Here is a 25,317-nt window from a genome sequence, read left to right as displayed (position 1 = left end):
CCTTTCGTGGCTTGAGCGCATCTTGCTCGCCTTCGGCATCCGTCCGCGCTGACCAACCCAACAACAGGGAAGTGAAGATAGATGGGGAAGCCGCCGCTCTTCATGCAGGTATACGCTGCAATGTCTCTCGCTCTCGCGGTTGGCGTCATCGTTTTTCTGCTCTGAACGTAGAAAATTCATATCGCGAAATGCCAAGGCCTCACCGGCCAGAAGAAATGATTTTGCGCAGTGAAGGGAAGAGAACCGAATGCCTGTGCTGAAAAATGCCAAGCATGAGGCCTTCGCCCAGGCCCTCGCAAGAGGCAAGACTGCGACAGAAGCGTATACGGACGCTGGTTATTCAGGTGACCGAACTGCAGCTTCTCGCCTGTCAACAAATGTCAACGTCGCAAAGCGCGTCGAAGAGATCAGAACGCGGCTGTCTGAGAAGGCAGAGTGGAGCAGTGCCGCCCGCCTTCGCATGCTCGGCATCATCGCCAAACGCAACCTTCTGAAAGACCCGCGGTCATCGATCGCCGCCATTGCCGAAGCAAACAAGATGCAGGGTTCGCATGCGGTCGTGCGCCATCAGATCGGCGGCATCACCGACAACCCGATCGAAGTCGTTCACACCATAGAGCGCCGCATTGTCCGTCCTACAGATACCAACGGCTGAGGTCTTCGCGCCTCTCCTCGAGCCTGCTCGTGACAAAGGGGCATGGGGCGGCCGAGGGTCGGGCAAGTCTCACTTCTTCGCCGGCTTGCTCATCGAGGACAGCTTGGCAGAGCCAGGCAACAGCGGCGAAGGGCTGCGCACCATCTGCATTCGTGAAGTCCAGAAGGATCTGCAGCAGTCATCCAAGGCGCTGATTGAACGCAAGCTTGCTGAATACCGCCTGGGCGAGGCCGCTGGCTTCCGCATCTTCAAGGACGTGATCGAGACACCCGGGGATGGCCTCATGCTCTTCAAGGGCATGCAGGACTACACGGCCGAGAGCATCAAGTCGCTGGAGGGCTTCAAGCGGGCATGGTGGGAAGAGGCGCAGACAGCCACGGCGAACTCAATCAAGCTGCTGCGCCCAACCATGCGCAGTCCAGGCGCCCAGATGTGGTGGAGTTGGAACGCAAGGCGGAAGACCGATCCGGTCGACGTCATGCTCCGCGGGCCAGAGAAGCCCACAGGCGCGATCGTCGTCAATGCCAACTGGCGAGACAATCCGTGGTTCACCTCCGAGCTTGAGCAAGAGCGTGCCGACTGTAAGCGCATAACGCCGGATGACTACGATCATGTGTGGGAAGGCGGGTACGTGACGGTTGTACAGGGCGCCTACTTCGCGAAGTGCCTGACGGAGGCAAAAACACAAGGCCGCATCGGTCGGGTTGCCGCCGATCCGCTGATGACGTTGCGGCTCTTCTGGGACTTGGGCGGCCGCGGGGCAAAGTCAGACGCGACCGCAATCTGGGTCGCTCAGTTCATCGGCAAGGAGATCCGGGTCCTTGATTATTACGAGGCGCAGGGACAGCCGTTGGCTACGCATCTCAATTGGTGCCGCTCCAAGGGCTATTCGCCAGACAAGGCGAGTATGTGGCTTCCTCATGATGGAGCGCCGATCAATCCGGTGGCTGACGCATCATGGGAGACTGCACTGAGAGCCGCCGGCTATGCAGTCACCGTTATCCCTAACCAAGGCGCCGGGGCGGCGTCGCAACGCATCGAGGCGGCGCGGCGGCTCTTTCCGGCCATGTGGTTTAACGAAGACACTACGCAAGGCGGCCGCGATGCGTTGGGCTGGTATCACGAGAAGCGGGACGAGGAACGAGGTATCGGCCTCGGCCCCAATCATGACTGGGCGTCACACGGTGCAGACGCTTTCGGCCTGATGTGCGTGTCGTACAAGGAACCGTCTTCAGCCAAGGGCTGGGACAAGTGGCAAGATCGGAAGGTTGTTTGATGGCAGCGATGGATAAACAGCAGATCGCTGCCCAGGTCTCGCAGTTGGTCAAGGATTGCGAGAACTACCGGGACGAGCTTTCCGGCGACCGCATCAAGGCCATGCAGTATTACGATGGCGAGATGAAGGACACGCCGGCCGATCCGAACCGGTCGAAGGTCGTTTCGCGCGACGTCCGCGCCATGATCAAGAAGGTTCTGCCGTCGCTGATCCGGACCATTCTCGGCAACGACAAGGTTGTCGAGTATGAGCCTGTCGACCAGGGCGACGAGGCAGCCGCCGAGCAAGCGACGGACTATATCAACTACGTGGTCTTTCCGGAAAGCAACGGTTACGACGCTGTCCAGGACGCTGCGCACGACGCGCTGAAGCTGCGCAACGGCGTCATCCGCTGGTGGTTTGATAAGAAGCGCCGGGTGGAAGTCTCGACGCATACTGGGCTTGATGAGGCGTCGTTAGTTCAGCTTGTCGCCGACGACGACATCGAAGTGCTCGAGCAGGATCAGTACCAGGAAACAATCGACACGCCAGAGGGACCGAAGCCGGTCACCTTCTACACGGTGAAGATCCGCCGAGCGACGGAATACGGCTGCACCAAGCTCGCCGCGGTCCCGCTCGAAGAGTTCATGATCCACCCGGATGCCATGACGATCGAGGATAGCCCAATCACTGGCATCAAGACGAAGCGCCGACGCTCCGATCTGGTGGCGATGGGCTATGACCGGGACAAGATCGACAGCCTGTCGCCCACGACCGACGACCTGGAAGAGGAAGCCGAAGAGGCGACCCGCCGCCGCTCTCCCTTCGACGAGCAGGATTCGACTGCTAAGGCGCTGCAGGAAATCGACTATTACGAGCTTTACGTCAGGCTGGACGTCGACGACGACGGGATCGCCGAGCTTCGCCGCATGGTGTTTGCCGGTGGCCTGGCACAGACCAACATGCTCTTCGACGAGGAGTGGGACGACGTTCCGTTCGCCGATCTGATCACAGAGCGCCGGCCGCATCAGCGCGAAGGCAACTCGGTCACCGACGACATGATGGAGATCCAGCGCATCAAGACCGTGCTACTCCGTCAGACGCTGGATAACCTGTACTGGCAGAACAACCAGCAGCCGACGGTCCAAGAGGGCGTCATTCAGAACCCGGAATCGGTACTGAACCCGAAATTCGGTCAGCCGATCCGGGTTTCCCAAGGCGTCGATGTGCGCAGCGCTATTGCCTTCAACACGGTGCCTTTCGTCGCCCAGCAGTCATTCGCGATGCTCGGCTATCTCGACGAAGAGGCGACCGACCGCACGGGGATTTCGGATGCATCGAGCGGCATGGCACCGGACGCCCTGCAGAACATGACGGCCAAAGCCTCGTCGATGATCGAGGCGGCCGGTATCGGGCAGACTGAATTGATGGTGCGCACGTTCGCCCAGGGCCTGAAGCGGGTCTTTGAAGGGCTGCTGAAGCTCACGATCAAGCACCAGGATCAGCCGCGCACCGTGCGCCTGAGAGGGAAGTGGGTGACCTTCGACCCTCGGCACTGGAATGCCGGCATGGACGCGACCGTGAACACCGGGCTCGGCGCAGGCACGCGCGAGCGCGACATGATGATGGTTACGATGATCCAGCAGCTGCAGGAGAAGCTCTTGGCGTCGCTGGGGCCCGTCAACAACCCGTATGTGTCGCCCGACAACCTCTATAACTCGATCGCCAAGACAGTCGAGGCGGCCGGCCTGAAGTCTCCGGACCTGTATTTCACCAAGCCTGATCCGGAGCAGCTGCGGAAGCGCCTCGAGGCCGACGCGAACAAGCCCGACCCGGAGATGCAGAAAGTGCAGATCCAGGCGCAAGCCGACATGGAGAAGGCTAAACTGGACGCTGAGACCGATCGACAGAAGCTGGCCGCTCAGACGCAAGTCGACATGGCGAAGATCCGAATGGAAGGCGACTTGAAGCGCTACCAGATCGACCAGGAAATCGCGCTGAAGCGTGATCAGGCGATGGCGCAAGCGATGGTCGGCCAGCGTATCCCGCAAACACAGATCGGCGGGCAGCCAGGATGAACAAGGAAGACAAGCAGGCGGCCGCGCGCGTCCTGATGGACATGCCGCTCGTCGCCGCTCTCCTCGATGAACTGGAGGCAGCAGCCGTCAACGGTTGCATCAACGCCCCCTTGAAAGATGACGAAGCCCGCGCCGCCTTTGCGGCCGAAGCGCGAGCCGTCCGCAATTTCCGTAGCAAGATCCAGTTCCTCTCGCAGGATCAATCCTCTGCTGACGGTAAAGGAGCCCCGGCATAGGGCCGGAGCCAGACCTTAAAGGCAAGCCAGACATGACTGATGCAACCACCAACTCGCCGTTCGTCGGCGAGAGTGATAGTGCACGACCCGCACTCACATTCGATGACGCCGCAAATCTCGACTTTGCCGAGCCCGGAGAGGCCAACGAAGAGGAAGAGACGGAAGGGCAATCGACGGATGCGACGGGTGAGGCCACCGAAGATGAGGGCCAAGAGACCGGCGAGAACGCAGACCAGGGCGACGAGCCGAACGACGCCGAGAATGGCGAAGAGGCCAACGAGACCCAGGACACCGTCATCACCCTCAAGGGTGGCGAGCAGGTTCCTCTTGAGGAACTGAAGCTCGGGTACATGCGTGATCGTGACTACCGACACAAAACGCAGGATCTCGGCAACAAGAGCCGAAATCTTGACGCCATGACAACCCGCGTCACGAACACCGTGAACAACATCGCTGAATTCCTGATCCAGCAGCTTCCGCCAGAGCCGACACGTGCGCTGGCGATGCAGAACCCGGCCGAATACACGCGCCAGAAAGCCGTCTATGACGACTCTCTGGATCTGGTGAACCGCCTCATCGACATGGGCGGGGAACCGAAGAAGGTCGGGGAAGAACTCAAAGCCGGCGCCACGGAAGAGGCGTTGGCGGAAGAGAGCGCGAAGCTGGCCGAAGCCTTCCCCGAGGCGATGAAGACCGAAGAAGGACACAAAAAGTTCTTCGACGATGCTTTCGCCACGGCTCGTCAACTCGGGTTCGCCGACGACGAGATGAAGGGGATAACCGACCATCGGATATTCAAGCTCGCCCATTACGCCCGGATCGGCCTCGCTGCCGAGCAGGCGAAGGGCAAAGCCTTGACGAAGGTCAACAACGCCCCTCCGGCGCCGGTGAAAGCCAAGCCGAACGGGCCGGTGAACCCGCAAGCCAAAAGCAGCAGGGAAGCGATGAGCAGGTTGTCGAAAACCGGGTCGATCCGCGACGCAATGTCGGTCGACTTCGATTAACCCCATCTTCGAAGGAACAGCCTCATGGCCGTAATCACCAACACCTTCACGACCAGCCAGGCAGTTGGCAATCGTGAAGAGCTTTCCGACGTGGTGTCCCGCATCACGCCGGAAGACACCCCGATCTACTCGCTGATCGAGAAGGGTAAAGCCGTTTCGATCCATCCCGAGTGGGAAACCGACGAACTCGCCGCGCCGGGCGAAAACATCAGGCAGGAGGGCGAAGAATACGAGTTCGACGCCATCACGCCGCCGGTGCGTCTGGGCAACTACACCCAGATCCTGCGCAAGGACTGGATCATCTCGAACACCCAGGAAGTCGTTTCCGAAGCCGGCAACGTCCAGAAGCGGAAGTATCAGAAGCTCAAGAAGGGCGTCGAGATCCGCAAGGACGTCGAATATGCCATCGTCGACACTAAGGCGTCGGTCGGCGGCAGTACCCGCGTCTCTGGCTCGCTCAACACCTGGATCGTCACCAACGTCTCCCGCGGCGCCGGCGGCTCCAACGGTGGCTTCAACACCGGTAGCGGCCTCACGGTCGTCCCGACCAACGGCACGCAGCGTGCGTTCACTAAGGCCATCTTGGACAGCGTCATGCAGCAGGGCTACCAGAGCGGGGCGAACTTCCGCCACGTCTCGGTCTCGCCTTACGTCAAGAGCGTGTTCGTCACCTTCATGTCCGACGCCAATGTGGCGCCGTTCCGCTATGCGGTCTCCAAGGGCGGCGAGCGCAACACCATCGTTGCCACGGCTGACTACTACGAGGGTCCGTTCGGCACGGTCATGATCCATCCGAACCGCGTCCAGGCTGGCGCTGCCGGCCTCGCGCGCAACGCCTTCTTCATCGACACCGACATGTTGTCCTTCCTCTGGCTCCGCAAGATCCAGGAAGACAAGGATCTCGCCAAGACCGGCGACGCCGACAAGGGCGTGATCATCGGCGAGGGCACCCTCAAGGTCCACAACGAGAAGGGCCTCGGCGTTGCCGCCGACCTCTTCGGCCTCACGGCCTCGAGCTAAGGAGCGACGAACATGCCCTCTCTTCAGCCCATCAACGTGACGGCGGCGACGCTGGCCGTCACCCGCAAGACCCACGCTGGCGCCACCATCGTCGCCAGCCGCGCCGCCGGCATCACCATGACGCTGCCCGCGGCAACCGGAACCGGCGCCAAGTTCAAGGTCGTCGTCAACACCACGATCACCAGCAACAACCTGATCATTCAGGTTGCCAATGGTACCGACGTGATGACCGGCACGGCTCTTGTCGCGCAGGACGCAGGCGACACCAGCGTCATTTTCGAAACCGCCGCGGACTCTGACACGATTACCATGAATGGCTCCACCAAGGGCGGCATCAAGGGCGATATCATCGAGCTTGAAGATGTCGCTTCCGGCCTCTGGAGCGTCAGCGTTTCCGCGTCCGGTACCGGCACGGAAGTGACGCCGTTCTCGGCAGCCGTCTCCTAAGCGATCGGCCATCATCAACCAGCAGGGGGCGGGCTTCGGCTCGCCCTTTCCTTTTTCAGGAGCAAGGAACATGGCAGACGCCAAGGAAAAGACCACGCCAATCAGACTGCTTTACGACACCTGGGCAGCCGACGAGAAGCGTATCGAAGCCGGTACCGTTCTCGACGTGCCCGTTTCGACCGCGAAGCAGCTTATCACCGCCGGCAAGGCCGAACGCGCAGACCCGCTTCCGGGCGACGGCGAATGATCATCCGTGACGGGGCGTGGACGCTCCATTCTCACGACATGGCGTCCGGTCGCTCGGTCTGGCACATGTTCGACGGGGAGAAAGACGTGTTTCGCGTCGATTACCCCGTCGACAACGTGATCAGCGAAAACCAGGCGGTGCGCAACGAGGCAAGCCGCGCTTGGGCCGGCGACTGGCATCGGGTCGCCTCGATCCCGCTCAACGTCGCCCACGACAGCGGCCTCGTGCAGGCCCATAGCGAGGGCAACGACGCCTTTGTGAAGCGTTTCCTCAATAGTTCCGACAACCGCGCCTGGCGCACGAAGGACGGGCACCTATGACCGCCATTTCGGACTATGCGTCGCTGCTCGTCGATGCCGGCGAATACAGCGGCCGCAACGACATCGCGCACCTGTTTCCGCGCTTCATCGGCCTCGCCGAGATCAAGCTGAACCGCGCGCTGCGCGTGGCCGATATGGAGGTCGTGGGTACTGTCACGCTCACCGGCGGCTCCGGCCCGCTCCCTGTGGACTTCCTGGAAGCGCGCGAGGTGAAGAACGCCAGCGGCATTCCGATCCGCGCCGTTGCCCTGCAGCAGCAGACGGCGAGCTATATGGGCCGCTCCGGCATCCCCGCCGGCTATGCCATCATCGGAAATACGATCAACGTGGCGCCGTCGGCGGATGGCAGCCTGACGGTTACCTATTACGGCAAGATCCCGGCGCTGACGGCCGCCGCACCGACGAATTGGCTGCTGACAAAGGCGCCTGACGTCTACCTCTACGCACTCGTGACCGAAATCGCGATCTGGGAGCGTGACGTGGCCAAGGTGCAGGCGGCACAGCAGCTGATGAGCCTGGCGTTGAGCGGGATCGGTATCCAGGACGAGCGCGCCCGCTGGGGCAACGCTCAAGTCGTCGTCGGAGGCGTCACGCCATGACTTTGCTGTCGTCGATCAACGAGGTTTGCGACGTCGTATCGCTCGACCGGTTCACGAGTGTCTACGGCTCCGCCAATCCGAACGCGCAGACAATGGTTGCTCTGGCCCTGGAGGCCGGTGACGAAATCGCGCGCCGCGGCGACTGGCAAAAGATGCTGAAAACAGCGACAGCCGTCTCGTCTCCCATGACGATCCCGACTGATTACGAGCGTATGACGCCCGGAGGAGCGGTAAGAACGTCTGCCGGCGACTTCGTGCGGCCGATCACCAACAGTTCTCAATGGGCCGTCATCGTCGGAATACCGTCGACACAGCCGTATTTCTTCATCAAGGCCGGTCAGGTGCTGTTTTCCCCGGCGTCTGCCGGGGCAGGCGCCATCGTCGACTACGTGTCGAAAAACTGGATCCTGAAGAACGTCGGAGGCGAAGCCTCTACCTGGAGCGCTGACGACGACACCACGCTCTTCGCGGAGCGCCTGCTCGTGAAGGGCATCCTGTGGCGTTGGAAGCGGCAGAAGGGTCTGCCGTTCGACGATAACCTCGCCGAGTTCGAGGCAGATCTCGTGCAGGAACTCAACGCGGATCGGGGTGCCTGATGAAGATGACCGTCAGGCCGGCACGCATCGGTCAAAGCAACCGTGGCAGTGTAGCCGTGGGGCAGCGGGTATCCTCGCAGCCGATCACCTATCCGGCGCCGAAGGGCGGGTTGGTGACGACAATGGACATCGCTTCGCAGCAGCCTGGAACGGCAACGGTGCTGCGCAACTTCTTTCCGACGCTGGTCGGCTCCCGCATCCGTGGCGGATCGATCAAGGAGGGGCTTGCGGCCGACGGCGGCGATATCATCAGCGCCTTCAAATACAAGTACGGAACCAACGAAAAGCTCTTTATGGCGACGGGAACGGCGATCTACAACATGACGTCGCCCGCTTCGCCGCCAACAACGACAGCAGCAGACGTTTCGGGGCTCTCCGGGGGTAATTGGTGCGCGTTTCAGCATACCAACGCCGGCGTTTCGAACCTCGTGTGCCTCAATGGCGCCGACGATCGCCGCCTCTACAATGGCACCACCTGGACGACATCGCCGGCCATCACCTTCAGTGACAGCACCACGATGCCGCAACTCAACTACGGCTGGCTTTTCAAGAATCGCCAGTTCTTCCTGAAGAACGCCACGCTCGACGCCTACTATCTGCCGGTCAATGCGATGGGCGGCGCCGCCTCCGTTTTCCCGCTTGGCGGGGTCATGAAGAAGGGCGGATCGTTGATGACCGGCTTCTCGTGGTCGCTTGAAAGCGGCGACGGACTGTCTGACCTGTGCGTGTTCGTGTCGACTGAGGGCGAGGTTGCGGTTTATGCCGGCTCTGACCCGAGCGACGCCAACAACTTCGGACTCAAGGGCGTCTATCAGATCGGCAAGCCACTCGGGAAGAATGCCTGGATCCGGGCAGGCGGCGATATTTTGATCGCCACCAGTGATGGGCTGACGCCGATCTCGCAGGTGTTTCAGCGGGACCGGCAGACGTTAAGCCTGGTTTCGGTTTCGCGCCCGATCGAGGATGAATGGAAGAAGGCGGCGAACGCGACCGGCGGCGGGTGGACGGTGACCCAATGGCCGGAACAGAACCTCGTTTTCGTGACCTTTCCGGAAAACTCCGTGGTCACAGATACGACCTTCGTTCTCAATGTCCTGACCGGGCGCTGGTCCACGATCAGCAATTGGAAAGCGCTCTGCTATGCGACCCTGCAAGGCGGCCTCTTCTTCGGCTCGATAGACGGCTATTGCTGGCAGGGAGATATCACCGGCACAGACGACGGCATGTCATTTGCCGCGACTTACCTTTCGCAGTTCGCTCCCGCTGGAACATTCGGGCAGCGCGCCACTAGTACGCTGGCTCACATGTATTTTCGAGCAAGGACGAGCCCGAATGTTCTGCTCTTTGCGAAAGCTGACTATGACAAGGCGACGCCATCGTACAGCACCGTGACCGAAGGGGACGCGACTGCGTCGGAGTGGGACATAGGACTGTGGGACGTGGCCATATGGGACGGCATCTCCGATCAGAACCGGTACCAGTTCCGTCAGAACGTGCGCGCGAGCGGCGACATGCTGGCGGTCGGATGCGTCATCATCTCTGGCGGCGACGTGAAACTTGATGTTGAGGTAGATCTCGCCACGCTGCAGGTCTCAGTCGGCGAGGCCAGCGCTTGACGCTGGTCTGGGGCGGCGAACGCGCGCCTGAGATCAACGCTGCCGTCGCGTCATTCGTTGCCGGTGGGATCCCCGGATGTGAACGCGGATGGGAGAATTTCACAACGCTCGGGCTGGTCGATGGTGACCGGCTCGTCGCTGGTGTCGTCTTCCACAACTACAATCCCGAGGCCGGCGTCATCGAGCTTTCGGCGGCCGCCACCAGCCGGCGCTGGCTGACGCGCCCTATGCTCAAGGCCATGTTCCGTTACCCGTTCGATCAGGTCGGCTGCCAGATGGTCGTGTTGCGGGTGTCTGAGCGCAACACTGTCATGGTCGGCATTGCCGAGCGCTTCGGCTTCACTGCTCACCGCATCCCGCGCCTGAGAGGCCGGGAAGAGGCGGAAATCCTGTTCACATTCACTGACGACGACTGGCGGGCGCATCCCGTCAACCGGAGATAACACATGGGCAAGCCCAAAGCACCGACTCCGCCGGACCCCGCTAAGACCGCAGCGGCGCAGACCGGCACCAACATCGGCACGGCAATCGCCAACCAGACGCTGGGCAACGTCAACCAGGTGACGCCCGACGGGGCCCTGACGTACGACCAGACCGGTACGAAGAAATGGACCGACCCGACGAGCGGAAAAATCTACGATCTGCCTACCTATACTGCGACGCAGACGCTTTCGGCTGGCCAGCAGGCGATCAAGGACCAGACCGACAAGGCGTCGCTGAACCTGGCAACTCTGGCGTCTGGCCAGTCCGCACGGCTGAACGATCTGCTCGGACGACCGGTCGATCTATCCGGTGCGCCGGCAGCAGGCGACCCGTCGAAAATCGGGCTGCCGCAGTACACGAACTATATCACCGGCCCGAACCTTCAGACCGATATCGGCAACACCGGCAGCATCACCAAGAGCTACGACGCCGATATCGACACCACGCGCTATGAAAATGCGCTGATGGAGCGGATGAACCCGCAGCTTGAGCGCAGCCGTGCCGCCCTCGAAACGCAGCTGGCGAACCAGGGTCTGCAGCCAGGCTCAGAAGCCTATAATCGCGCCCTCGACACAGCGACGCGCCAGGAGAACGACGCCCGCATCGGCGTTGTCCTCAATGCAGGGCAGGAACAGAGCCGTCTGGCCGGTCTTGCCCGCGACAAAGCGACATTCGAGAACGCGGCTCAGGGGCAGAACTTCCAGCAGGCGCTGGCGGCCGCCGGCTTCGGCAACGATGCGAAGCAGCAGACGTTCCAGAACGCGAACACGACCACCGCGGCGAACAACGCGCTTTCTGACCAGCGGTTCAACGCGCAGCAAGCGCAGATGACCGCCCAGAACAATGCGCGGTCGCAGTATCTCAACGAGCTTTACGCCCAGCGCAACCAGCCGATCAACGAGATTTCAAGCCTGCTTTCCGGCGCGCAGGTCACCGGCCCGAACTTCGTCAATGCGCAGGGTGTCCAGGTGCCGACCGTCGATTACGCGGGTCTGGTCAATCAGGACTATCAGAACCGTCTCGGTGCCTACCAGACGAAACAGGCCCAGTCAGGCGGCCTGATCGGCGGCTTGTTGGGCTTCGGTGGCCAGCTGGCTAGCCTGTCGGACAAGCGCGCAAAGAAGGACATCAAGAAGGTCGGCGAACTCAAGGGGCACGGCCTCTACGAGTACCGCTACAGGGGCAAGCACGACGACGGCCAGCGACATATCGGCGTCATGGCGCAGAACGTTGAGAAGAAGCGCCCGGACGCCGTCTCTCGCCGGCCTGATGGCCTCCGGCAGGTCGACTACGGCGCGCTTTTCTCGGCCGGGAGGAAGAAATGAACGGATACACCGGCTATCAGGGCGTCCAGGCGGGCGGCGGCCAGCGCGAGCAGCTGGCGGCACGTCTGCGCTCTCAGATCCTCGGCCAGCCGCTTCCTCAGACGATCGGCGGCGGCGCTGGCATGCTCGGCGCCGGTATCGCGGCTGGCTTGGCCAATCGCAACGCGACATTCCCGACCGCACCGGGCGGCGCGAAACCGTCATTCGCGACCGGGCTTGCAAACTTCTTCAGCGCAAACCGCAACGGGGGTCTTTTCTGATGGTCGGATTCATTTTCGGCGGCAACACCGGCGAGACCCCGGAGACCCTGAAGCGCAAACGCGAACTGGCGATGGCGATCATGGGCGCTCAGGGCGCGCCGCGCACGATCGGCGAAGGGCTTACGGCTCTTGGCGCGGGCATCACTGCCGGCATCATGAACCGTCGGGCTGACAAGGCCGAAGGCGAGGGGCGCGCGCAGGCTGACGCACTTTTCAATAGCGGCCTCAAAGGCCAGTTCGCCAGCAAGATCATGGGCACGTCGCCGTCTGTCTCTCCTGCCGGCGGTCAAGGCTCTGTTGCGGCAGGCCCAGTCACCACCAGCGGCGATGTCTATTCGCCGTTCATGGACACGGTGAAGACCGGCATCACGAACCCGTATGGCCTGGCTGCGGTAGCATCGACAGCCAACGCTGAAAGCCGCTTCTCTCCCGGCAATGCGAACCGGTCGTGGAGCGATCCGAGCGAGCGCGGCGTCCCCGGCACGGCTGGCGGCATCATGTCCTGGCGAGATGATCGGCTGAACAACCTCTATTCGTTCGCCGGCCAGAAGGGGGAAAAACAGGGTGCTATCAGCCCGACGACGCAGGCAGAGTTCTTCCTCCAGGAAAACCCGCAACTAATCGCAGCCCTGAACAACGCCAAGTCCGTCGAGGAAGCCCAGCAGCTGATGAACGAGGCGTGGAAGTTCGCCGGCTGGAACCGCCCCGGCGGCGAAGCGGCGAACCGTATGGCGTCCGCGAATGCCTATCTGCCCAACTTCCAGGGCCAGCCGCAGCCACGCGAAGTCGCCAGCCTGGATGGATCGATCGGCATGCCACCGGCAACGGCTGCTGGCGCGATCAATGCTATGGGGCAGGGTGGCTCGCTATCCGACGAGGTCGCCGAGTTCGAAAAGACGCCCGAGCACGCCGCACTCTTCCCCGGCCGCCAGCAGAGTAGCCAGCCAGCAGCGCAGCCGGCGCCGGTCGAGGTCGCCCAGGCGCAGCCGCCCGTCGACCAGGGGCCGGATGAGGCAACGCTTTATCAGATCCTGAATCATCCGTTCTCGACGCCCGAGCAGAAGGCCACGGCTCGGATGATGCTTGAGCAGCAGATGCAGGCCAACGATCCATATCGCAAGCTGCAGATGGAAGAGCAGCGTCTGAAGAACGAGGCCCTGCGAAATCCCAAGCCGCAGTACGATTTCATCACCGGCCGCGACGGGTCAATCTTCCGCACCACGAAGACCGGACAGATGGAACAGGTGTATGGTGGCAAGCCGGATCTGCCAACCGACGTGCAGGAGTATGAGTACGCGCGCGGTCAGGGCTATCAGGGCACTTTCGCCGACTTCCAGCAGGAGCAGAAGCGAGCCGGGGCGACGAACGTCAACATCGATCAGAAAGCCGAAGGCGCATTCGACAAGAAGCTCGCGGAAAAACAAGCCGAGGCTTTCGACGCGATGGCGACAGAAGGTCTGAACGCTCGCGCCGATCTCGGCATTATCTCCGAACTAGACGGGCTTCTGCAGGGCCAAGGCGGCACGCTGACGGGCATCAACGGCATCGCCGCGAAATACGGTCTCGGCGGCGAAGGGCAGTCCGATCTGCAGGCGGCGCAAGCACTCATCAACAAGCTTGTACCGACGCAGCGCTCGCCGGGTAGCGGCTCGATGTCCGATCGCGACGTTGAACTGTTCACTCGCTCACTCCCGAGCCTCTGGAACACCCCGCAAGGCAACCAGAGGATCATCGAAGTCATGCGCGGGCTCGCCCAGTATAAGCAAAGCCAGGGGGAAATCGCTGATCAGGTCTTGATGGGCGAGATGAGCCGGCAGGAGGCGCGGCGTGCGCTGCGCGAGTTGCCTAATCCGCTGAGTGGCTTCAAACCTGACGCCAGCCAGGGTGATCGGGGCGGCGCTACAACGTCTTCGCAAGCCATGGCGCCGGCCTCGGGCGCCGTCGAAGACGGTTTCCGTTTCAAGGGCGGCGATCCTGCCGACCCGAACAATTGGGAAAAGGTGCAGTAATGGCTGGTCCCTGGGAGAAATATGGTGGCGGGGTGCCCACCGAGGCGGGGCCGTGGACTAAACACGCAACCGCCTCCCCAAAGCAGGAGCCGCCTGTTGTTGAGCGCGGCATGCTTCTTCCGATCAGCAAGGATGCAGAGGGGAACGTCAGCTTCGACAGTGATTCTGGGCTTCTTGGCGCCCTCAAGCGCGTGGTCATGTTGCCAGGCGAGGCGATGAAGGGCGAAATAGACCCTAATAGCCCGGAGGCGATCGGTCGCGCAGCGGAGTTCGCTCTTACCTTTTCGCCAATCAATCCTGCGATGAGGGCCGGAGAGCTTGCCATTCCAGGCGTCCGAAATTCGTTGGCTCGCGCGGATATTGATCCTCCCACAGCAGCCGCGCTGAAGGCTGAAGCGAAGACCGGCTTCAAAGCTATGCGTGACAGCGGCGTTGACTACCGCGCCAAGGCGGTGGAAGAGTTAGCGCGGAAGATCAAGGGCGAGTTGGAAACGGAAGGCCTCATTGGAGAAGTTGCCCCAAAAACACACGGTGTCCTCGACAGGCTTACCAGCGCCCCAGAAGGCAGCGTTGCCAACATCTCAGGCCTTGCCGCAGCGCGCAAATCTTTCCGTCAAGCCCGGAAAGATTTCAACAATCCCTCGGACCAGGAGGCCGCTGCTCAAGCTGTTGGTGGACTCGATGAGTTCATTTCTAACCCAGGTGCAGAGAGCGTTCTTTCTGGATCTGCTGATGAAGCGGCTAAACTTCTCCGAGACGCGAACGCCAATTGGGCAGCATCAAAGCGAACTGGATACCTCGGAGGCCTCGAAACAAGCGCTCAACGCCGAGCCGCCGCTGCCAACTCCGGGCAAAACCTCGGAAATGCCATCCGGCAAAAAGCCGCCTCTGCGCTTGAAAAGCCTCGAGACGTTGCCGGCTTCAATGCAGCCGAAAAGCGAGCGATTGAAGGCGTTGTCCAAGGGGATAGAGTAACGAATGTCACCCGAAGTTTGAGCAACATGCTCGGCGGCGGAGGGGGGCTTGGCGCTACGGCAGCGTCCACTGCTGGCGCAGTTGGCGGTTACATGGCGTCTGGATCGCCAGCACTCACAGTCGCAGGTGCCATGCTTCCACTTGTCGGCGTTGGCCTTCGGGCTTCATCAAATCGAATGACCGAAAATGCACTTGAAGAGGCGATCAGGCTTACCGCCAAACGATCTCCGCTCTACGAGAAGATGATACGGGAGGCGCCTCTTGAGGCTGTCTTGCCGAGCAAAACCGTCAACGCGCTGCGAGCCCTTATCCTCGGAACGCAACAGCCAAATAAGCAATGATACCAACGAGGATGCATGCCAAGATCGTCAGCAACGTCTTTGTTGCAGCCAAGTCTGCGTGCACCCTTTTTATGGAACTGCTGATTTCTTCGATGCGATCCAGCGCATGAGCCGAGTTGAGCTTCGATGCTAACGCGTCGGATCGGGCCCTAACCAGAAGACCATCTCTGATTTCGTCGTCGATAGGGGGGCGCTTATCTCTGAAGGCACCCAACTCCCATGCGACCGTATTGCTCGCGACGAGATCATTGTCTGTAGACAGGGAATGATCTTCAACTGAAGCGCGGACCCGCTCCAGTGCAGCCTTCTGGCGCTCAAACTCTTCGCTGACGTCACTCATCGGATCCAAACTCCGAGTGCGATGATTATCAGCAAAATCACGCACGCGCCGACGTTGCGCTGTAAGACTTCCAAGTGGTGAATTATCCGAGCCCGCTGCCTGACAGCGTCTTCGTTGGCCACGGCTTGCCAGTAGTCTTTCGGATCGTGATCAATCTGCATCGCGGCAACATACACGAGAATTCTCAAATTTCCACGGAGAATGCCCATGCCCAGAACAGGCGGCGTTTACAGCCCCCCGGCCGGCACCAAAGGCACGCCGAACACGACTATCCAAAGCGTGCCCTATAACTCGTTTGTCGACGACTTGACGGCGGATGCGAACGCCGCTCGGCCTGTCACGGCCGGCGGTACCGGGGCGACTTCGGCGAGTGGCGCGAGGACGGCTCTCGGCACGGACGATGCCGGCAATATCACGACCGGGACCTTCAACGATGCCCGGTTGCCCCTGACGCAATCCGGCAAAGTCTTCACGTCGAGCACCTTCCTGAAAGGGTCGGCCTCGCGCTGGTGGGGGTTCATCGACAATACTGATATCTTGCGGGGAGCGCTCGGCTACGATCCGGCCCTCGCGGGTCTGTTTATGAACCTGCACGATGCAACCGGAACCTTCGTTACCGGTTTGAGCTTGAGGCAGAACGGCGCGATCACATGGGGCGGTAATACTGTCTGGCATGCCGGGAATGATGGCGCTGGGTCTGGGCTTGATGCAGATCTTCTCGATGCCAACGACAGCAGCTTCTACCGGAACGCGTCGAACATCAACGCAGGGACGATGGATGACGCCCGGCTGCCTATAACCCAGGCCGGGAAGGTCTTTACAACGAGTGCCCTCCTGAAAGGCACCGTTTCGCGCTGGTGGGGGTTTGTTGATAACTCCGATATCCTTCGGGGGAGCGTCGGCTACAATCCGACGACGTCGACTATCTTCCTGAACCTGCACGATGGGGCCGGGGCTTTTGTCACCGGCCTGGCGCTCTCGCAGGCGGGCAGCATTGCCTGGGGCGGAAACACGGTCTGGCATTCGGGGAATGATGGTACCGGCTCCGGTCTGGACGCCGACCGACTGCGCAGCCTTCTCCCTGATTTCAACGTGAATCCGAACACGGTCCCGACGCGTGGCGGCAGCAGTGAAATCCAGGCAGCTTATGTATACAACCCCGCGACTGGCGTCACCTTTGGATCTGACGGGAACATTTACGGCGGTACGTTCTGGGGGGCCGCCGGCGGTCTATACAACTGGCTGAACGCGAACAAAGCCGGCGTCTACACCGCTTCCACAAGGGACGAACTCAACTTCCCGATCGGTCACACGGTTCTTGTCTCCACCTCGAACAGCTACGACCGAAACGTCGCTGTGACGCTCTATCTCAATGGTACCGCCTATTACAGCCCGACGGTGAGCGGGACCGCGCTCTCTGGAACATGGCGCTCGCGCGGGAACTTTACCGGGCAAGGTTATGCATTTGAAAGGGTGTCTTAGCGATGCAACTCCTATCCGTTCATTCTATCACCGCGACGTTGGAACCGGGCGTCTACATGGTGGGATGCCGCACCGTCGATAACGACGACTTCGAGAGCGACGTCGTTCAAACCGTGCGCCCGGATGATCCCTATGGGCTTGGGCCGGTCATTCGAAAGTGGATGACCGAGAACCCGGATTTCCCGGTCGGCCCATACGTCCCGCCGACCGTGGAGGAGGTGCGCGCCGGCATGCAGCCGCTCACCGCTCGGCAGTTCCGCCTTGGGCTGGTCAATGCCAGCATTTCGCCTTCCCAGGTCACCGCGACCATCGCCGCACTGCCCGCCGGCCCGGATCGGGACAAAGCCCAGATCGAGTGGGAATACGCCACCACCTTCAATCGCATGCATCCGCTGATCGCGACCGTTGGCGCCGCGCTCGGCCTCACTGACACCCAAATTGACGCCATGTGGACGGCTGCTATCAGCCTCTAAATTTCAAAGGACATCGCTATGACCTACCGCCTGCCGCTGGAATGGCTCCAGCCGGTGAAGATGTCGCGCATCATCGCGCATTGGAGTGCCGGCGCCTATCGCGCTTCGGATCTCGACAAGGAGCATTATCACTTCATCGTCGAGGGCTCCGGCAACGTGGTCCGCGGTGACCACACCGTCTCCGACAACGTGAACACCGCCGACGACGACTATGCGGCCCACACTCGGGGCTGCAACACCGGGTCGATCGGTGTTTCGCTCGCCTGCATGGCCGGCGCCGTCGAAAGTCCGTTCCACGCCGGCAAGTTCCCAATGACGGAAACCCAGTGGCATCGCGCCATGGACGTCATCGCGCACCTGTCCGAGTTCTACAAGATCCCGGTCACCTCGAAGACGATCCTTTCTCATGCCGAGGTCCAGCCGAACCTGGGCATCAAGCAGGCCGGCAAGTGGGATTTCACCCGCCTCCCGTTCGCGCCGAACGTCATCGGTGCCAAAGCATGCGGCGACAAGATGCGCGCCGAAGTCAAAGCACGCCTCTAACCCTCTCCAACATCGAAGGAAACCACATGCGTTCGCTGATCATCGTATCGGCGGCGGCCCTTGTGCTGTCCGCTTGCACTACCACCGGCTCGATCGACACCGCGATCAAGAACAGCCTGCCGAAGACATGCGCCCTCCTCGAGACGGCTCACGCCGCGTTCGTAGCTGCGTCTGCTTCCGGCAACATCAAGGCATCGACCATCGCCAAGGAAGCGGCCGCCTACAACGGCGTGCGCGTCATCTGCGCCGATCCTGGCAGCGTCACGGCTGCGAATGCGCTGGTTGTCGTGGCCACGGCCTACGCGACCGTCTCGCTCGCTCTGAGGGAGGCTCAGTAATGGGTGGGATCTCGAAAGCACTTGGTGCCGGCGTTGGCGGCGCACTCGCTGGATCGGCCGGCGTACCGTTCATGCCCGAAGGCACGCCCTGGTACGGTTATCTGGCGCTCTACGCGCTGACCATCGGCCTGCCGGCGCTTCTGACCTATCTGGCGCCGAAGAACCAACAGTAATGATCTCAGCGGGCTCTCATCCTCGGGGGCCCGCTTCTTCAATGAATAGGCACTGCATCGAGGGGCACGAGGTTGACAGGCAGGATCGAAGATATGGAACCCGACCTTCGTTCGCGAGTGGTTGCATTGGAACACAAGACGGCCGCTACGGAACAGCGGCTCGCCGGGATCGAGCAATGGCGGCAGCAGTCCGACCTTATCGACGCCCGGAAGGACGAGCAGTGGAAGAACCTGCTCGAGAAGTTCGGTCTGATGGACCGCAAGATTGATGGCGTCGACACGTCGCTGAACAAAAAGATGGATGACCTGGGCGGCAATATCCGCTGGCTCGGCAAGATCGTGATCGGCGCAGCCTTAAGCGCCATGGTCGCTGGCGTCGTCGCCTTCATGATGAAGGGGGGCTTCCATATCCCCTAATCGCAGTGTGGCTCCCGCTTCCAGCGCTTCGCCCTGACCTCACAGGGCGACTGAAACTCCCCCCGCCAAATCCCGATCCCACCCGCCTGCGCTGCGCGCTGTGCTTCTGCGTAGGCGCCCTTGCTGTATTTCGGCCAGTCTAGCGCGTGGCCGTTCTCGACCATCCAGCGGTTAACGTCGGCCCCATCCGCGCGAAAGCAGGTTCCTATGCGGCGGTCTCGATCGTGGCCGGCCAACTCACACCGGGTAGGGCGAGAGGCCGCAAGGAACCGATCGAGCGCCATGGCAGCCGCCTGGCCGCACCGATACTCTCCCCCATCCCCGTCACGGCACCTCTGCCAGCTTTCCGGCGCGTCGATCCCATTGAACCGCACGCGGGTCTTCCCGATGTCGATCGTATCCCCATCGACGACGGATGCGCGCCCGACGATGATCTCTCCAGCGGCGGCCGGTTGGACGGACAACAGTGCGACCGCAAACATCAACGCACCGCGCATCAATTCTTTTCCCCGCCTTCTATCTGCTGCTGCCGATACTCTTCCGAGAACGGCGCCCCCTGAAACATATAGATTAGTTGCTGGCAGCCAATCCCGCACCGTTCTCTGGCGTGACCACGCACATACCTGGGGCACGTCATGCCCAGGCTCGCGATGAAGCTGTGGATGGGCATGTCACCGCCCCACTTTTCAATCAGCCGTGAGACCTTGTAGCGGCCCTTCCGATCGCAGGTGGAGCACTCAATCTCCATGAAGGGCTCTTTGAACTCCCGAAGAGTTCTGTACCGGTCAGACATGCGCTTTCCTCCTCTCACGAGGTTTCGTTAAGCCGCACGTCGTGGGGTGGCGCTCTTGCCGGCGCCTGGGGTCGAAATATGGTTGGGGGAGCGCGGAGTCAACGGTTTCCACAGAACGGATTGGAAACGCTTATTCAGAATGAAAAAAGGATCGCATTCAGAATGAACCCTCTTGCGCTCCGTCTATATTCATTCTAAACGCTCGCCACGACTTGATAATCTCAGTCGGTGAGGCCTCGTGGCGGAGTGGTGACGCAGAGGACTGCAAATCCTTGTACCCCGGTTCAATTCCGGGCGAGGCCTCCAAAGCCACACCTAACCATCTGAAATGGTTGGGTTATTTCATGAGCGGGATTGCACCCGCTGCCACACTTTCGGATAGGTGTGGCAATCCGTTCCCGGTTTCTCCCTCCCCAACATCGTCTGAAGCCAGCAGCAAATTGCCGATTCCATCCCAGTTGATGCGGGCAACGCTCTGTCGCGCCAAGCGTGCGCGTTCTGCATTCCTCGTGTAGATCTTCGACGTTTTCCCGTCTTTCCAGCCGAACATCGCTTCAAGCATGCTGTCCGTCGCTTCTTCGTGGGCGAGGTCGGTCGCGAGACCCTTTCGCACCGAATGCGATGTCAGATGCGGCATGTCTGCCTGGCGCCACCAATCCGAAATGCGATTCCCCAGGCTCTTCGCGCTGTTGAACGGTTTCCCGAACTCGGTGACGAGATAATGAAGCCCTTTCGGCGGGTGCATAGCCAATACGCCCTCAAGGATTGGGTGAATGGCAATCTCGAGATCTACTGGCGTCCGGTTCCTGTTCTTGAACAGGCGCAGCTTGAAAACGTCTTTGCGGCGGTGCTGCGGCCCGATGACGCGCAGATCGGATACGCGCAGCCCGGTGAACATCTGGATTGCCAGATAGAGCACGGCCTTTGACTTGACGCCGTGGTGCGCGATGAACGCGGCAAGGTTCTCCGGGGTCGCTGTCTCGTGGCCGTCCGATTGCTGCCGGAATGGCTCGACGAGGCGCGCGATATTCGCCACGATCGGCTTGCCGTCCTTCTTGGTATCGAACACCTGCCGCAGCGTCTTCAGGCGCTCGTCCGCGGCGAACGGCTTTTCCTTCTTCCTATCCCGCAATACTTCGAGATTGCCCACGTCCATCGCGGACAGTGGCATGTCGGCGAATAGCCGGCCGTCATTCGTGGACAGCGGCTCTTCCCACATAGCCTCGATGATGTTCCGGCGCCGGTCCTGGGTGGTGACGTCCAGCGTCTTGAAGGCGATGCTGCCCATGTATTCGAGGCAGAGCCATCGAAAGCTGTTCGGCTTGACGATCTTGGAGAGGGTCTGAGGCTGTGCCGGATCAGGCGCTGCGTCGGGCTGATATGCTTTGCGCGCAGCCCAATATTCCTTCTGGAATTCTTCGCTGTCGATCTTGTTCGGCAGCCGGCAGATGCGTTTCCCGTCAATGCGGAGATAGTACCGCGCCTTTCCGTGGCGCGTCACATTTCGCTCAACGTATGGGTATTCGATTTCGACCACGTCTGTCACGCAGACGCCCGCCACGAATCGCCGTCGGCGTCTCCCCCGGTTTTCTTGTTCATCCCGTCCGACGGCCACTCGGACATGAAGGCTTCAATTTCCGAGATCAGCCAGACCTTGCGCGTGTGCCAGCGCTTCGGCTGAGGAAGGTAGCCTTCATCAACCATCTCGTCCACCGTGTTGGCGCTAACCCCGAGCGCAAGGGCGACCTCTACTCGGTTCAGGCTGATACGCGGGACTGTGCGATTGATCGACGTTGGCGCGCTCATCTTGCCGCTTTCCTTTCCTTACTAAGCATTCCGACGCTAACCCGCTGTGGGATGAGGGGTGAGGTCATGGGGCTTCCTTCAGCGCTTTGCGGCCCGCTTCAGTGATGACGAGCTTCTGCCCGTACTTCTGCGGCTCCCATCGGCACAGGCCTAACTCGACGAGCTTTTTTGCTGGAGGGTAGGTGTCACTAGCCTTACCATCACCCTCATCGACATCGACGAGCAACAGCCATTGTGGCTTTGTCAGCTTCATTCCCCCGCCTCCTTTCTTCCCTGCCGGAGGGCGTTGGTGGGTGGGGATGGAACTTCGTCTCGCCGCGACCTCTCGTTGAGGATGGCTTGAGCAATATTCCACGCGAGCACATGAAAAGCGGTCGTGCCACCCTGGAGTGAAGCCGCGGCGATACTTGTGGCCGTCTGCCTGATGTCTTCCGGTATCTCGCTCATCTCTGCTCCTGTCGCGTCTCAGAATGGGGCTGGGCCTTGTTCTTCATCAGAGCGTTGCGGCTGGTTACCATCGTGTAGCCGTCGGCGAACTTGACGAGGCAGCTATTCATGACCTTCGTGCGGATCAGCACATCGCAGGGCTGTCCTTTCCGGCCTTGGCGGTCCCACCGATAGATGTATGGAAGGCTCGCTATCAGATCACTCATTCGAACCTCCAAGGGCGGCGCGGGCGCGGCGCAGGTCGCCGAGATTGAACTTGTCCGGCCTTTCACGTGTGCCGTCCGGCCATGTCTCGGCGAATTGATTGGCCTCGGCTGCAAACGGCTCCAGCGCCTTCTCAAGCTGCTCGACATAGGCGGCTATCGCCCGAATGTTCTCTTCGGACAGGCGATCGACATGGGCCGCATCGCTGGTGTGCTTGAACGTGGCTATCCGCCGACGCTCGCCGTCGTGGACCGCGCTGAGGTCGTGCGAGCTATCCCAATCCGAAAACGGGGCGCCCTTCGCCTCTTCGCAATATGACGGGTGGAACTGGCACCACTTGCCCTTGCTCACCCCATCGAGCCCCGCCACGATTTCCGAAAGGAGGTGTTTGGCGGTCATGCTGCGGACCTTTCAGCTTCGAGGATGGCGCGGCCGATCATTTCTGGGATTTGCGGGACGACGGCGTTGCCGAGCCCTTTAAGTCGGTCCATTCCATGGGGAACCCCATAAGCCACTCGACCCATGTTGGGTTCAGTCCGCCACGCTTGCCCGAACTCACTCCCTCGACGATGCCCACAGAACGCGGCAGGGATGATTGTTGCCGACCAGGCGCATTCGACATCTCGGCCTTGTAATCGCCGGCGTTTGGCGTCGGCCACATCCTCACGGCTTGCTTCAGATCTACCTGGACCTTCTTGCCGTTGTGGTATGCCGTTCGGTTGCTCCGCCAGTCCGTGACGTGCGCGACGGATCTTCCTCCATTCGGAAGCGTGGGGGTAGGCCACAATCCAGATTCGGTCTCGTCTGTGGCGAGCGCCAAGGGCGGCAGCAGGAATGCAGTGCCACTCCGCATCAAGCCCGAGCGCGGCCAGGTCCCCGAGAACTCTGTCAAGCCCGCGACCAAGCAGAGCTGCGACGTTCTCCACGATGACGAATCGTGGTCGAAGCTCGCGAATGAGTCGGACAATCTCCGACCATAGGCCACTTCGAGCGCCGTCGAGGCCAGCGCCTTTTCCCGCCATGCTGATGTCTTGGCACGGGAACCCGCCACAGATGACATCGACGGCAATTCCATCCCGTCGAAGAGTGTCGGCGGTGAGTTCTCTAACGTCATGATAGCAAGGCACCTTCGGCCAGTGTTTCGCCAGCACTCGGCGGGGGAATTCTTCGATCTCGCAGAAGGCGACAGTCTCGAAACCGCCCGTTCGCTCCAGGCCAAGGCTGAACCCGCCGATACCGCTGAAGAGGTCGAGGACACGCAGCTTCATCGCGCCCCCTCCTGTGCGTCATCCCCCTGCGCGGCGAGGGCGGCATTGCGCTTGGTCTGAAGCTCGATGAGAGCGTCGTGCTGCTCGTGAGACAGGCGAAGGCACCCGTCGGACCAATCGCCATTCAGGATCAGATCGGCTTCCCAAGCCTCGTATCCACGCAAGACGTCGATTGCATCCCCCTGCGCTGGCTTGGTGGTCGAGAGGGCGGCGTCAGGCATCCCGCATTGCAGGAGCCATTTCTCGCGGGTGTCGTGATCGCGCTTTCCGGCCGGCAACTGAAGATCCGCCAAGCGCGCCTTCAGCCATTCTATTTGCGCAGCGGTTCCATCCCTATCCCCCACTGCCGGGGTGAGGGCGGCGTCAACCGCATCGCAAAGGCGCAGGATGTAACGCGGATCAAGGCGCCACTGGATGTTCTGCTTGATCATGTCGTCTGCAGCCATGCGGGCGATACAGGACGCCGCGACGACATCCCCATCCCCCACGCCCGCTTTCTCTGATGGGGTGAGGGCGGAGAGGCGAGAATGCTCACGCGGCAATTCTTCCTCTACCGCTTGACGAAGGGCATCGACGAGAGACTTACGCGTGCGGGCTATCTCTCGCTCCGAACCATCGTCACCGTGCCAGTCGGCAGTTTCGATTACCCATCCGCCGCCAACTTGCGGGGAGATCGCCCACCGGTGCTTTTCTGCGAGGCGAAGCAGTTCCGCTTCCAGCGGCTTCACACCCACCGGCGCGACAATGGAGGGGGAGGCGTAGAGTGGCCGCGTAACGATCTGGTATTTGCTCGGGTTCCGCCTTGCGAGGGCTTCCCAGCCAGACCGATCGCCATAACCAGTTGGCATCCATCCCGTATACTGATGGCCGTCTTCATAAGCACACCACTGTTCTGCCACCGCCTCCACCTCCACCTTCGGATCGATAGCGCGGGAGAGAGCGGCGATGAACGGTGCGAGCGCTTCAGCCAATGCGCCATGGCCGAGAGAATGATTGCCGTCAACGCGCCGGATCTCCTGCGCAAGGGCGTCGATGTCGATTTCGTTGTCAGTCATTCTGGGTTCCCTCCGCGCTCTCTTCCGCGCATTCCATCATCTCGGCTTGCCAGCGGATTTCCTGGCGCATCTGCTCGTCAGTCAGCCACCACGACCGCCCGCAGCGATAGCAATGGGCTCGACCTTCCAAGATGTCGGCGTCGTATTCCTCGCAGTCGCAGAAATCGTCATCGTCGTAGATCGGATCGTCGTCGTCTTCGATGTCGGTCATGTCAGCGATCCTTCGGCCTTGGAGATGGCTGCGCGAAGCTGCTTCACGACGGACCAAACCTGTGATCTGGTGGATTCCGGGTTCATCAGAGAGTGAAGCGCCTCGACATACGGCTCTGCTGCCTTCAGAGCAGCCAGCAGATCAGGGGCGGCAGCGATGAGGCGGCCGTTGGCCTCGGTCGGGCCGTCACTGGTGAGGAAGCAAACCCGGGCTTCAGGGCCGCTCCACACGATGATGTTGTCCGGCGGCCCGTCAAACTCCCAAGGCCCCCGCGTATGTTTCGTCTCGCTCACTGTACTGC

At 61.2% G+C, this 25,317-nt stretch carries 35 protein-coding genes and 1 tRNA gene; 24 read left to right on the top strand and 12 right to left on the bottom strand.

Annotation, left to right across the window (positions count from 1 at the left end; all coding sequences use genetic code 11):
• The first annotated feature begins 247 nt into the window (after positions 1-247).
• The 17 genes from JVX98_RS13265 to JVX98_RS13185 all read left to right on the top strand — a co-directional run bounded on the left by JVX98_RS13265 (position 248) and on the right by JVX98_RS13185 (position 15,466).
• A complete protein-coding gene (locus JVX98_RS13265; RefSeq protein WP_205238898.1) occupies positions 248-655 on the top strand; it encodes a hypothetical protein in 408 nt (135 codons plus the stop codon).
• Positions 627-1,931 (top strand): phage terminase large subunit, encoded by a 1,305-nt coding sequence (locus JVX98_RS13260; protein ID WP_205238897.1) that lies wholly within the window; start codon positions 627-629, stop codon positions 1,929-1,931. The genes JVX98_RS13265 and JVX98_RS13260 overlap by 29 nt, the downstream gene beginning before the upstream one ends.
• A complete protein-coding gene (locus JVX98_RS13255; protein WP_205238896.1) occupies positions 1,931-3,988 on the top strand; it encodes a phage portal protein in 2,058 nt (685 codons plus the stop codon). The genes JVX98_RS13260 and JVX98_RS13255 overlap by 1 nt, the downstream gene beginning before the upstream one ends.
• A complete protein-coding gene (locus JVX98_RS13250) occupies positions 3,985-4,224 on the top strand; it encodes a hypothetical protein (RefSeq protein WP_205238895.1) in 240 nt (79 codons plus the stop codon). The genes JVX98_RS13255 and JVX98_RS13250 overlap by 4 nt, the downstream gene beginning before the upstream one ends.
• A gap of 32 nt (positions 4,225-4,256) precedes the next feature.
• Positions 4,257-5,228: a hypothetical protein gene (locus JVX98_RS13245; protein WP_205238894.1), complete on the top strand. Its 972-nt coding sequence runs from the start codon at positions 4,257-4,259 to the stop codon at positions 5,226-5,228.
• Positions 5,229-5,252: 24 nt separating this feature from the next.
• A complete protein-coding gene (locus JVX98_RS13240; RefSeq protein WP_205238893.1) occupies positions 5,253-6,248 on the top strand; it encodes a DUF5309 domain-containing protein in 996 nt (331 codons plus the stop codon).
• A gap of 12 nt (positions 6,249-6,260) precedes the next feature.
• Complete coding sequence (locus tag JVX98_RS13235) at positions 6,261-6,695, top strand: hypothetical protein (RefSeq protein WP_205238892.1); 435 nt, start codon at positions 6,261-6,263, stop codon at positions 6,693-6,695.
• A 70-nt stretch (positions 6,696-6,765) separates the two neighbouring features.
• Positions 6,766-6,942, top strand: coding sequence for a hypothetical protein (locus JVX98_RS13230; protein ID WP_205238891.1), 177 nt, complete (start codon positions 6,766-6,768; stop codon positions 6,940-6,942).
• Complete coding sequence (locus tag JVX98_RS13225) at positions 6,939-7,262, top strand: hypothetical protein (protein ID WP_205238890.1); 324 nt, start codon at positions 6,939-6,941, stop codon at positions 7,260-7,262. Before JVX98_RS13230 ends, JVX98_RS13225 begins: the two co-directional genes overlap by 4 nt.
• Positions 7,259-7,861, top strand: coding sequence for a hypothetical protein (locus JVX98_RS13220; RefSeq protein WP_205238889.1), 603 nt, complete (start codon positions 7,259-7,261; stop codon positions 7,859-7,861). Before JVX98_RS13225 ends, JVX98_RS13220 begins: the two co-directional genes overlap by 4 nt.
• Positions 7,858-8,457, top strand: coding sequence for a hypothetical protein (locus tag JVX98_RS13215; RefSeq protein ID WP_205238888.1), 600 nt, complete (start codon positions 7,858-7,860; stop codon positions 8,455-8,457). Before JVX98_RS13220 ends, JVX98_RS13215 begins: the two co-directional genes overlap by 4 nt.
• 5 nt (positions 8,458-8,462) lie before the next feature.
• A complete protein-coding gene (locus JVX98_RS13210) occupies positions 8,463-10,073 on the top strand; it encodes a hypothetical protein (RefSeq protein WP_371826562.1) in 1,611 nt (536 codons plus the stop codon).
• The gene (locus tag JVX98_RS13205) at positions 10,070-10,516 is read left to right on the top strand and encodes a GNAT family N-acetyltransferase (RefSeq protein WP_205238886.1); all 447 of its coding nucleotides are present in this window, start codon (positions 10,070-10,072) and stop codon (positions 10,514-10,516) included. Before JVX98_RS13210 ends, JVX98_RS13205 begins: the two co-directional genes overlap by 4 nt.
• Before the next feature lie 3 nt (positions 10,517-10,519).
• A complete protein-coding gene (locus JVX98_RS13200) occupies positions 10,520-11,881 on the top strand; it encodes a tail fiber domain-containing protein (RefSeq protein ID WP_205238885.1) in 1,362 nt (453 codons plus the stop codon).
• The gene (locus JVX98_RS13195) at positions 11,878-12,141 is read left to right on the top strand and encodes a hypothetical protein (protein ID WP_205238884.1); all 264 of its coding nucleotides are present in this window, start codon (positions 11,878-11,880) and stop codon (positions 12,139-12,141) included. Before JVX98_RS13200 ends, JVX98_RS13195 begins: the two co-directional genes overlap by 4 nt.
• A 71-nt stretch (positions 12,142-12,212) precedes the next feature.
• The gene (locus tag JVX98_RS13190; RefSeq protein WP_246765021.1) at positions 12,213-14,150 is read left to right on the top strand and encodes a hypothetical protein; all 1,938 of its coding nucleotides are present in this window, start codon (positions 12,213-12,215) and stop codon (positions 14,148-14,150) included.
• Positions 14,150-15,466: a hypothetical protein gene (locus tag JVX98_RS13185; protein ID WP_205238883.1), complete on the top strand. Its 1,317-nt coding sequence runs from the start codon at positions 14,150-14,152 to the stop codon at positions 15,464-15,466. The genes JVX98_RS13190 and JVX98_RS13185 overlap by 1 nt, the downstream gene beginning before the upstream one ends.
• Here the strand turns inward: JVX98_RS13185 and JVX98_RS13180 are convergent.
• Positions 15,432-15,806, bottom strand: coding sequence for a hypothetical protein (locus JVX98_RS13180; protein WP_205238882.1), 375 nt, complete (start codon positions 15,804-15,806; stop codon positions 15,432-15,434). The genes JVX98_RS13185 and JVX98_RS13180 overlap by 35 nt on opposite strands.
• A 207-nt stretch (positions 15,807-16,013) precedes the next feature.
• Here JVX98_RS13180 and JVX98_RS32335 point away from each other — a divergent pair, with 207 nt between their 5' ends.
• From JVX98_RS32335 to JVX98_RS13150, 6 genes are all read left to right on the top strand, one after another.
• The gene (locus JVX98_RS32335; RefSeq protein ID WP_246765020.1) at positions 16,014-17,288 is read left to right on the top strand and encodes a hypothetical protein; all 1,275 of its coding nucleotides are present in this window, start codon (positions 16,014-16,016) and stop codon (positions 17,286-17,288) included.
• A 2-nt stretch (positions 17,289-17,290) separates the two neighbouring features.
• Positions 17,291-17,761 carry a hypothetical protein gene (locus JVX98_RS13170; RefSeq protein WP_205238881.1) on the top strand — a complete coding sequence of 157 codons (471 nt, stop codon included), beginning with the start codon at positions 17,291-17,293 and terminating at the stop codon, positions 17,759-17,761.
• A gap of 18 nt (positions 17,762-17,779) precedes the next feature.
• Positions 17,780-18,304, top strand: a complete 525-nt coding sequence (locus tag JVX98_RS13165) for an N-acetylmuramoyl-L-alanine amidase (RefSeq protein WP_205238880.1) — start codon at positions 17,780-17,782, stop codon at positions 18,302-18,304.
• 26 nt (positions 18,305-18,330) lie between these two features.
• The gene (locus JVX98_RS13160; protein ID WP_205238879.1) at positions 18,331-18,642 is read left to right on the top strand and encodes a cell wall anchor protein; all 312 of its coding nucleotides are present in this window, start codon (positions 18,331-18,333) and stop codon (positions 18,640-18,642) included.
• Positions 18,642-18,815, top strand: a complete 174-nt coding sequence (locus tag JVX98_RS13155; RefSeq protein WP_205238878.1) for a hypothetical protein — start codon at positions 18,642-18,644, stop codon at positions 18,813-18,815. The genes JVX98_RS13160 and JVX98_RS13155 overlap by 1 nt, the downstream gene beginning before the upstream one ends.
• 93 nt (positions 18,816-18,908) lie before the next feature.
• Entirely contained in the window at positions 18,909-19,232 is a 324-nt protein-coding gene (locus JVX98_RS13150; RefSeq protein WP_205238877.1) for a hypothetical protein, read from the top strand.
• On the opposite strand, the gene JVX98_RS13145 is transcribed toward JVX98_RS13150, so the two are convergent.
• Together JVX98_RS13145 and JVX98_RS13140 are read right to left on the bottom strand one after the other, a co-directional pair.
• Complete coding sequence (locus JVX98_RS13145) at positions 19,229-19,729, bottom strand: thermonuclease family protein (protein WP_205238876.1); 501 nt, start codon at positions 19,727-19,729, stop codon at positions 19,229-19,231. The two genes, JVX98_RS13150 and JVX98_RS13145, sit on opposite strands and share 4 nt — an antisense overlap.
• The gene (locus JVX98_RS13140) at positions 19,729-20,025 is read right to left on the bottom strand and encodes a hypothetical protein (protein ID WP_246765019.1); all 297 of its coding nucleotides are present in this window, start codon (positions 20,023-20,025) and stop codon (positions 19,729-19,731) included. The genes JVX98_RS13145 and JVX98_RS13140 overlap by 1 nt, the downstream gene beginning before the upstream one ends.
• A gap of 232 nt (positions 20,026-20,257) precedes the next feature.
• On the opposite strand from JVX98_RS13140, the gene JVX98_RS13135 reads away from it, so the two are divergent.
• Positions 20,258-20,331: transfer RNA gene (locus JVX98_RS13135), tRNA-Cys, on the top strand.
• A gap of 31 nt (positions 20,332-20,362) precedes the next feature.
• On the opposite strand, the gene JVX98_RS13130 is transcribed toward JVX98_RS13135, so the two are convergent.
• From JVX98_RS13130 to JVX98_RS13090, 9 genes are all read right to left on the bottom strand, one after another.
• On the bottom strand, positions 20,363-21,571 hold the full coding sequence (locus tag JVX98_RS13130; RefSeq protein WP_205238875.1) for a tyrosine-type recombinase/integrase: 1,209 nt from the start codon (positions 21,569-21,571) through the stop codon (positions 20,363-20,365).
• Entirely contained in the window at positions 21,568-21,831 is a 264-nt protein-coding gene (locus JVX98_RS13125; protein WP_205238874.1) for an AlpA family transcriptional regulator, read from the bottom strand. The genes JVX98_RS13130 and JVX98_RS13125 overlap by 4 nt, the downstream gene beginning before the upstream one ends.
• Before the next feature lie 64 nt (positions 21,832-21,895).
• A complete protein-coding gene (locus tag JVX98_RS13120) occupies positions 21,896-22,084 on the bottom strand; it encodes a hypothetical protein (RefSeq protein ID WP_205238873.1) in 189 nt (62 codons plus the stop codon).
• A 190-nt stretch (positions 22,085-22,274) separates the two neighbouring features.
• Positions 22,275-22,484 carry a hypothetical protein gene (locus JVX98_RS13115; RefSeq protein ID WP_205238872.1) on the bottom strand — a complete coding sequence of 70 codons (210 nt, stop codon included), beginning with the start codon at positions 22,482-22,484 and terminating at the stop codon, positions 22,275-22,277.
• The gene (locus JVX98_RS13110; RefSeq protein ID WP_205238871.1) at positions 22,477-22,881 is read right to left on the bottom strand and encodes a hypothetical protein; all 405 of its coding nucleotides are present in this window, start codon (positions 22,879-22,881) and stop codon (positions 22,477-22,479) included. The genes JVX98_RS13115 and JVX98_RS13110 overlap by 8 nt, the downstream gene beginning before the upstream one ends.
• Complete coding sequence (locus JVX98_RS13105) at positions 22,878-23,750, bottom strand: DNA cytosine methyltransferase (protein WP_205238870.1); 873 nt, start codon at positions 23,748-23,750, stop codon at positions 22,878-22,880. The genes JVX98_RS13110 and JVX98_RS13105 overlap by 4 nt, the downstream gene beginning before the upstream one ends.
• A complete protein-coding gene (locus JVX98_RS13100; protein ID WP_205238869.1) occupies positions 23,747-24,805 on the bottom strand; it encodes a hypothetical protein in 1,059 nt (352 codons plus the stop codon). Before JVX98_RS13100 ends, JVX98_RS13105 begins: the two co-directional genes overlap by 4 nt.
• Complete coding sequence (locus JVX98_RS13095) at positions 24,798-25,016, bottom strand: hypothetical protein (RefSeq protein WP_205238868.1); 219 nt, start codon at positions 25,014-25,016, stop codon at positions 24,798-24,800. Before JVX98_RS13095 ends, JVX98_RS13100 begins: the two co-directional genes overlap by 8 nt.
• Complete coding sequence (locus JVX98_RS13090; protein WP_205238867.1) at positions 25,013-25,309, bottom strand: hypothetical protein; 297 nt, start codon at positions 25,307-25,309, stop codon at positions 25,013-25,015. The genes JVX98_RS13095 and JVX98_RS13090 overlap by 4 nt, the downstream gene beginning before the upstream one ends.
• Positions 25,310-25,317: the final 8 nt, after the last annotated feature.

This window comes from Ensifer sp. PDNC004 (genome assembly GCF_016919405.1).
GTDB lineage: Bacteria > Pseudomonadota > Alphaproteobacteria > Rhizobiales > Rhizobiaceae > Ensifer.
Note: the sequence above shows the minus strand (reverse complement) of the source record. Positions and strands in the feature narration are given on the sequence as shown.

Coding starts and splice junctions, on each gene's coding strand:
- JVX98_RS13235 (WP_205238892.1), top strand. CDS start 6,261: ATGCCCTCTCTTCAGCCCATCAACGTGACGGCGGCGACGCTGGCCGTC.
- JVX98_RS13105 (WP_205238870.1), bottom strand. CDS start 23,750: ATGAAGCTGCGTGTCCTCGACCTCTTCAGCGGTATCGGCGGGTTCAGC.
- JVX98_RS13125 (WP_205238874.1), bottom strand. CDS start 21,831: ATGAGCGCGCCAACGTCGATCAATCGCACAGTCCCGCGTATCAGCCTG.
- JVX98_RS13100 (WP_205238869.1), bottom strand. CDS start 24,805: ATGACTGACAACGAAATCGACATCGACGCCCTTGCGCAGGAGATCCGG.
- JVX98_RS13230 (WP_205238891.1), top strand. CDS start 6,766: ATGGCAGACGCCAAGGAAAAGACCACGCCAATCAGACTGCTTTACGAC.
- JVX98_RS13120 (WP_205238873.1), bottom strand. CDS start 22,084: ATGAAGCTGACAAAGCCACAATGGCTGTTGCTCGTCGATGTCGATGAG.
- JVX98_RS13150 (WP_205238877.1), top strand. CDS start 18,909: ATGGAACCCGACCTTCGTTCGCGAGTGGTTGCATTGGAACACAAGACG.
- JVX98_RS13170 (WP_205238881.1), top strand. CDS start 17,291: ATGCAACTCCTATCCGTTCATTCTATCACCGCGACGTTGGAACCGGGC.
- JVX98_RS13185 (WP_205238883.1), top strand. CDS start 14,150: ATGGCTGGTCCCTGGGAGAAATATGGTGGCGGGGTGCCCACCGAGGCG.
- JVX98_RS13200 (WP_205238885.1), top strand. CDS start 10,520: ATGGGCAAGCCCAAAGCACCGACTCCGCCGGACCCCGCTAAGACCGCA.
- JVX98_RS13250 (WP_205238895.1), top strand. CDS start 3,985: ATGAACAAGGAAGACAAGCAGGCGGCCGCGCGCGTCCTGATGGACATG.
- JVX98_RS13165 (WP_205238880.1), top strand. CDS start 17,780: ATGACCTACCGCCTGCCGCTGGAATGGCTCCAGCCGGTGAAGATGTCG.
- JVX98_RS13265 (WP_205238898.1), top strand. CDS start 248: ATGCCTGTGCTGAAAAATGCCAAGCATGAGGCCTTCGCCCAGGCCCTC.
- JVX98_RS13155 (WP_205238878.1), top strand. CDS start 18,642: ATGGGTGGGATCTCGAAAGCACTTGGTGCCGGCGTTGGCGGCGCACTC.
- JVX98_RS13215 (WP_205238888.1), top strand. CDS start 7,858: ATGACTTTGCTGTCGTCGATCAACGAGGTTTGCGACGTCGTATCGCTC.
- JVX98_RS13240 (WP_205238893.1), top strand. CDS start 5,253: ATGGCCGTAATCACCAACACCTTCACGACCAGCCAGGCAGTTGGCAAT.
- JVX98_RS13220 (WP_205238889.1), top strand. CDS start 7,259: ATGACCGCCATTTCGGACTATGCGTCGCTGCTCGTCGATGCCGGCGAA.
- JVX98_RS13140 (WP_246765019.1), bottom strand. CDS start 20,025: ATGTCTGACCGGTACAGAACTCTTCGGGAGTTCAAAGAGCCCTTCATG.
- JVX98_RS13160 (WP_205238879.1), top strand. CDS start 18,331: ATGCGTTCGCTGATCATCGTATCGGCGGCGGCCCTTGTGCTGTCCGCT.
- JVX98_RS13190 (WP_246765021.1), top strand. CDS start 12,213: ATGGCGATCATGGGCGCTCAGGGCGCGCCGCGCACGATCGGCGAAGGG.
- JVX98_RS13195 (WP_205238884.1), top strand. CDS start 11,878: ATGAACGGATACACCGGCTATCAGGGCGTCCAGGCGGGCGGCGGCCAG.
- JVX98_RS13180 (WP_205238882.1), bottom strand. CDS start 15,806: ATGAGTGACGTCAGCGAAGAGTTTGAGCGCCAGAAGGCTGCACTGGAG.
- JVX98_RS13115 (WP_205238872.1), bottom strand. CDS start 22,484: ATGAGTGATCTGATAGCGAGCCTTCCATACATCTATCGGTGGGACCGC.
- JVX98_RS13245 (WP_205238894.1), top strand. CDS start 4,257: ATGACTGATGCAACCACCAACTCGCCGTTCGTCGGCGAGAGTGATAGT.
- JVX98_RS32335 (WP_246765020.1), top strand. CDS start 16,014: ATGCCCAGAACAGGCGGCGTTTACAGCCCCCCGGCCGGCACCAAAGGC.
- JVX98_RS13110 (WP_205238871.1), bottom strand. CDS start 22,881: ATGACCGCCAAACACCTCCTTTCGGAAATCGTGGCGGGGCTCGATGGG.
- JVX98_RS13225 (WP_205238890.1), top strand. CDS start 6,939: ATGATCATCCGTGACGGGGCGTGGACGCTCCATTCTCACGACATGGCG.
- JVX98_RS13255 (WP_205238896.1), top strand. CDS start 1,931: ATGGCAGCGATGGATAAACAGCAGATCGCTGCCCAGGTCTCGCAGTTG.
- JVX98_RS13095 (WP_205238868.1), bottom strand. CDS start 25,016: ATGACCGACATCGAAGACGACGACGATCCGATCTACGACGATGACGAT.
- JVX98_RS13145 (WP_205238876.1), bottom strand. CDS start 19,729: ATGCGCGGTGCGTTGATGTTTGCGGTCGCACTGTTGTCCGTCCAACCG.
- JVX98_RS13210 (WP_371826562.1), top strand. CDS start 8,463: ATGACCGTCAGGCCGGCACGCATCGGTCAAAGCAACCGTGGCAGTGTA.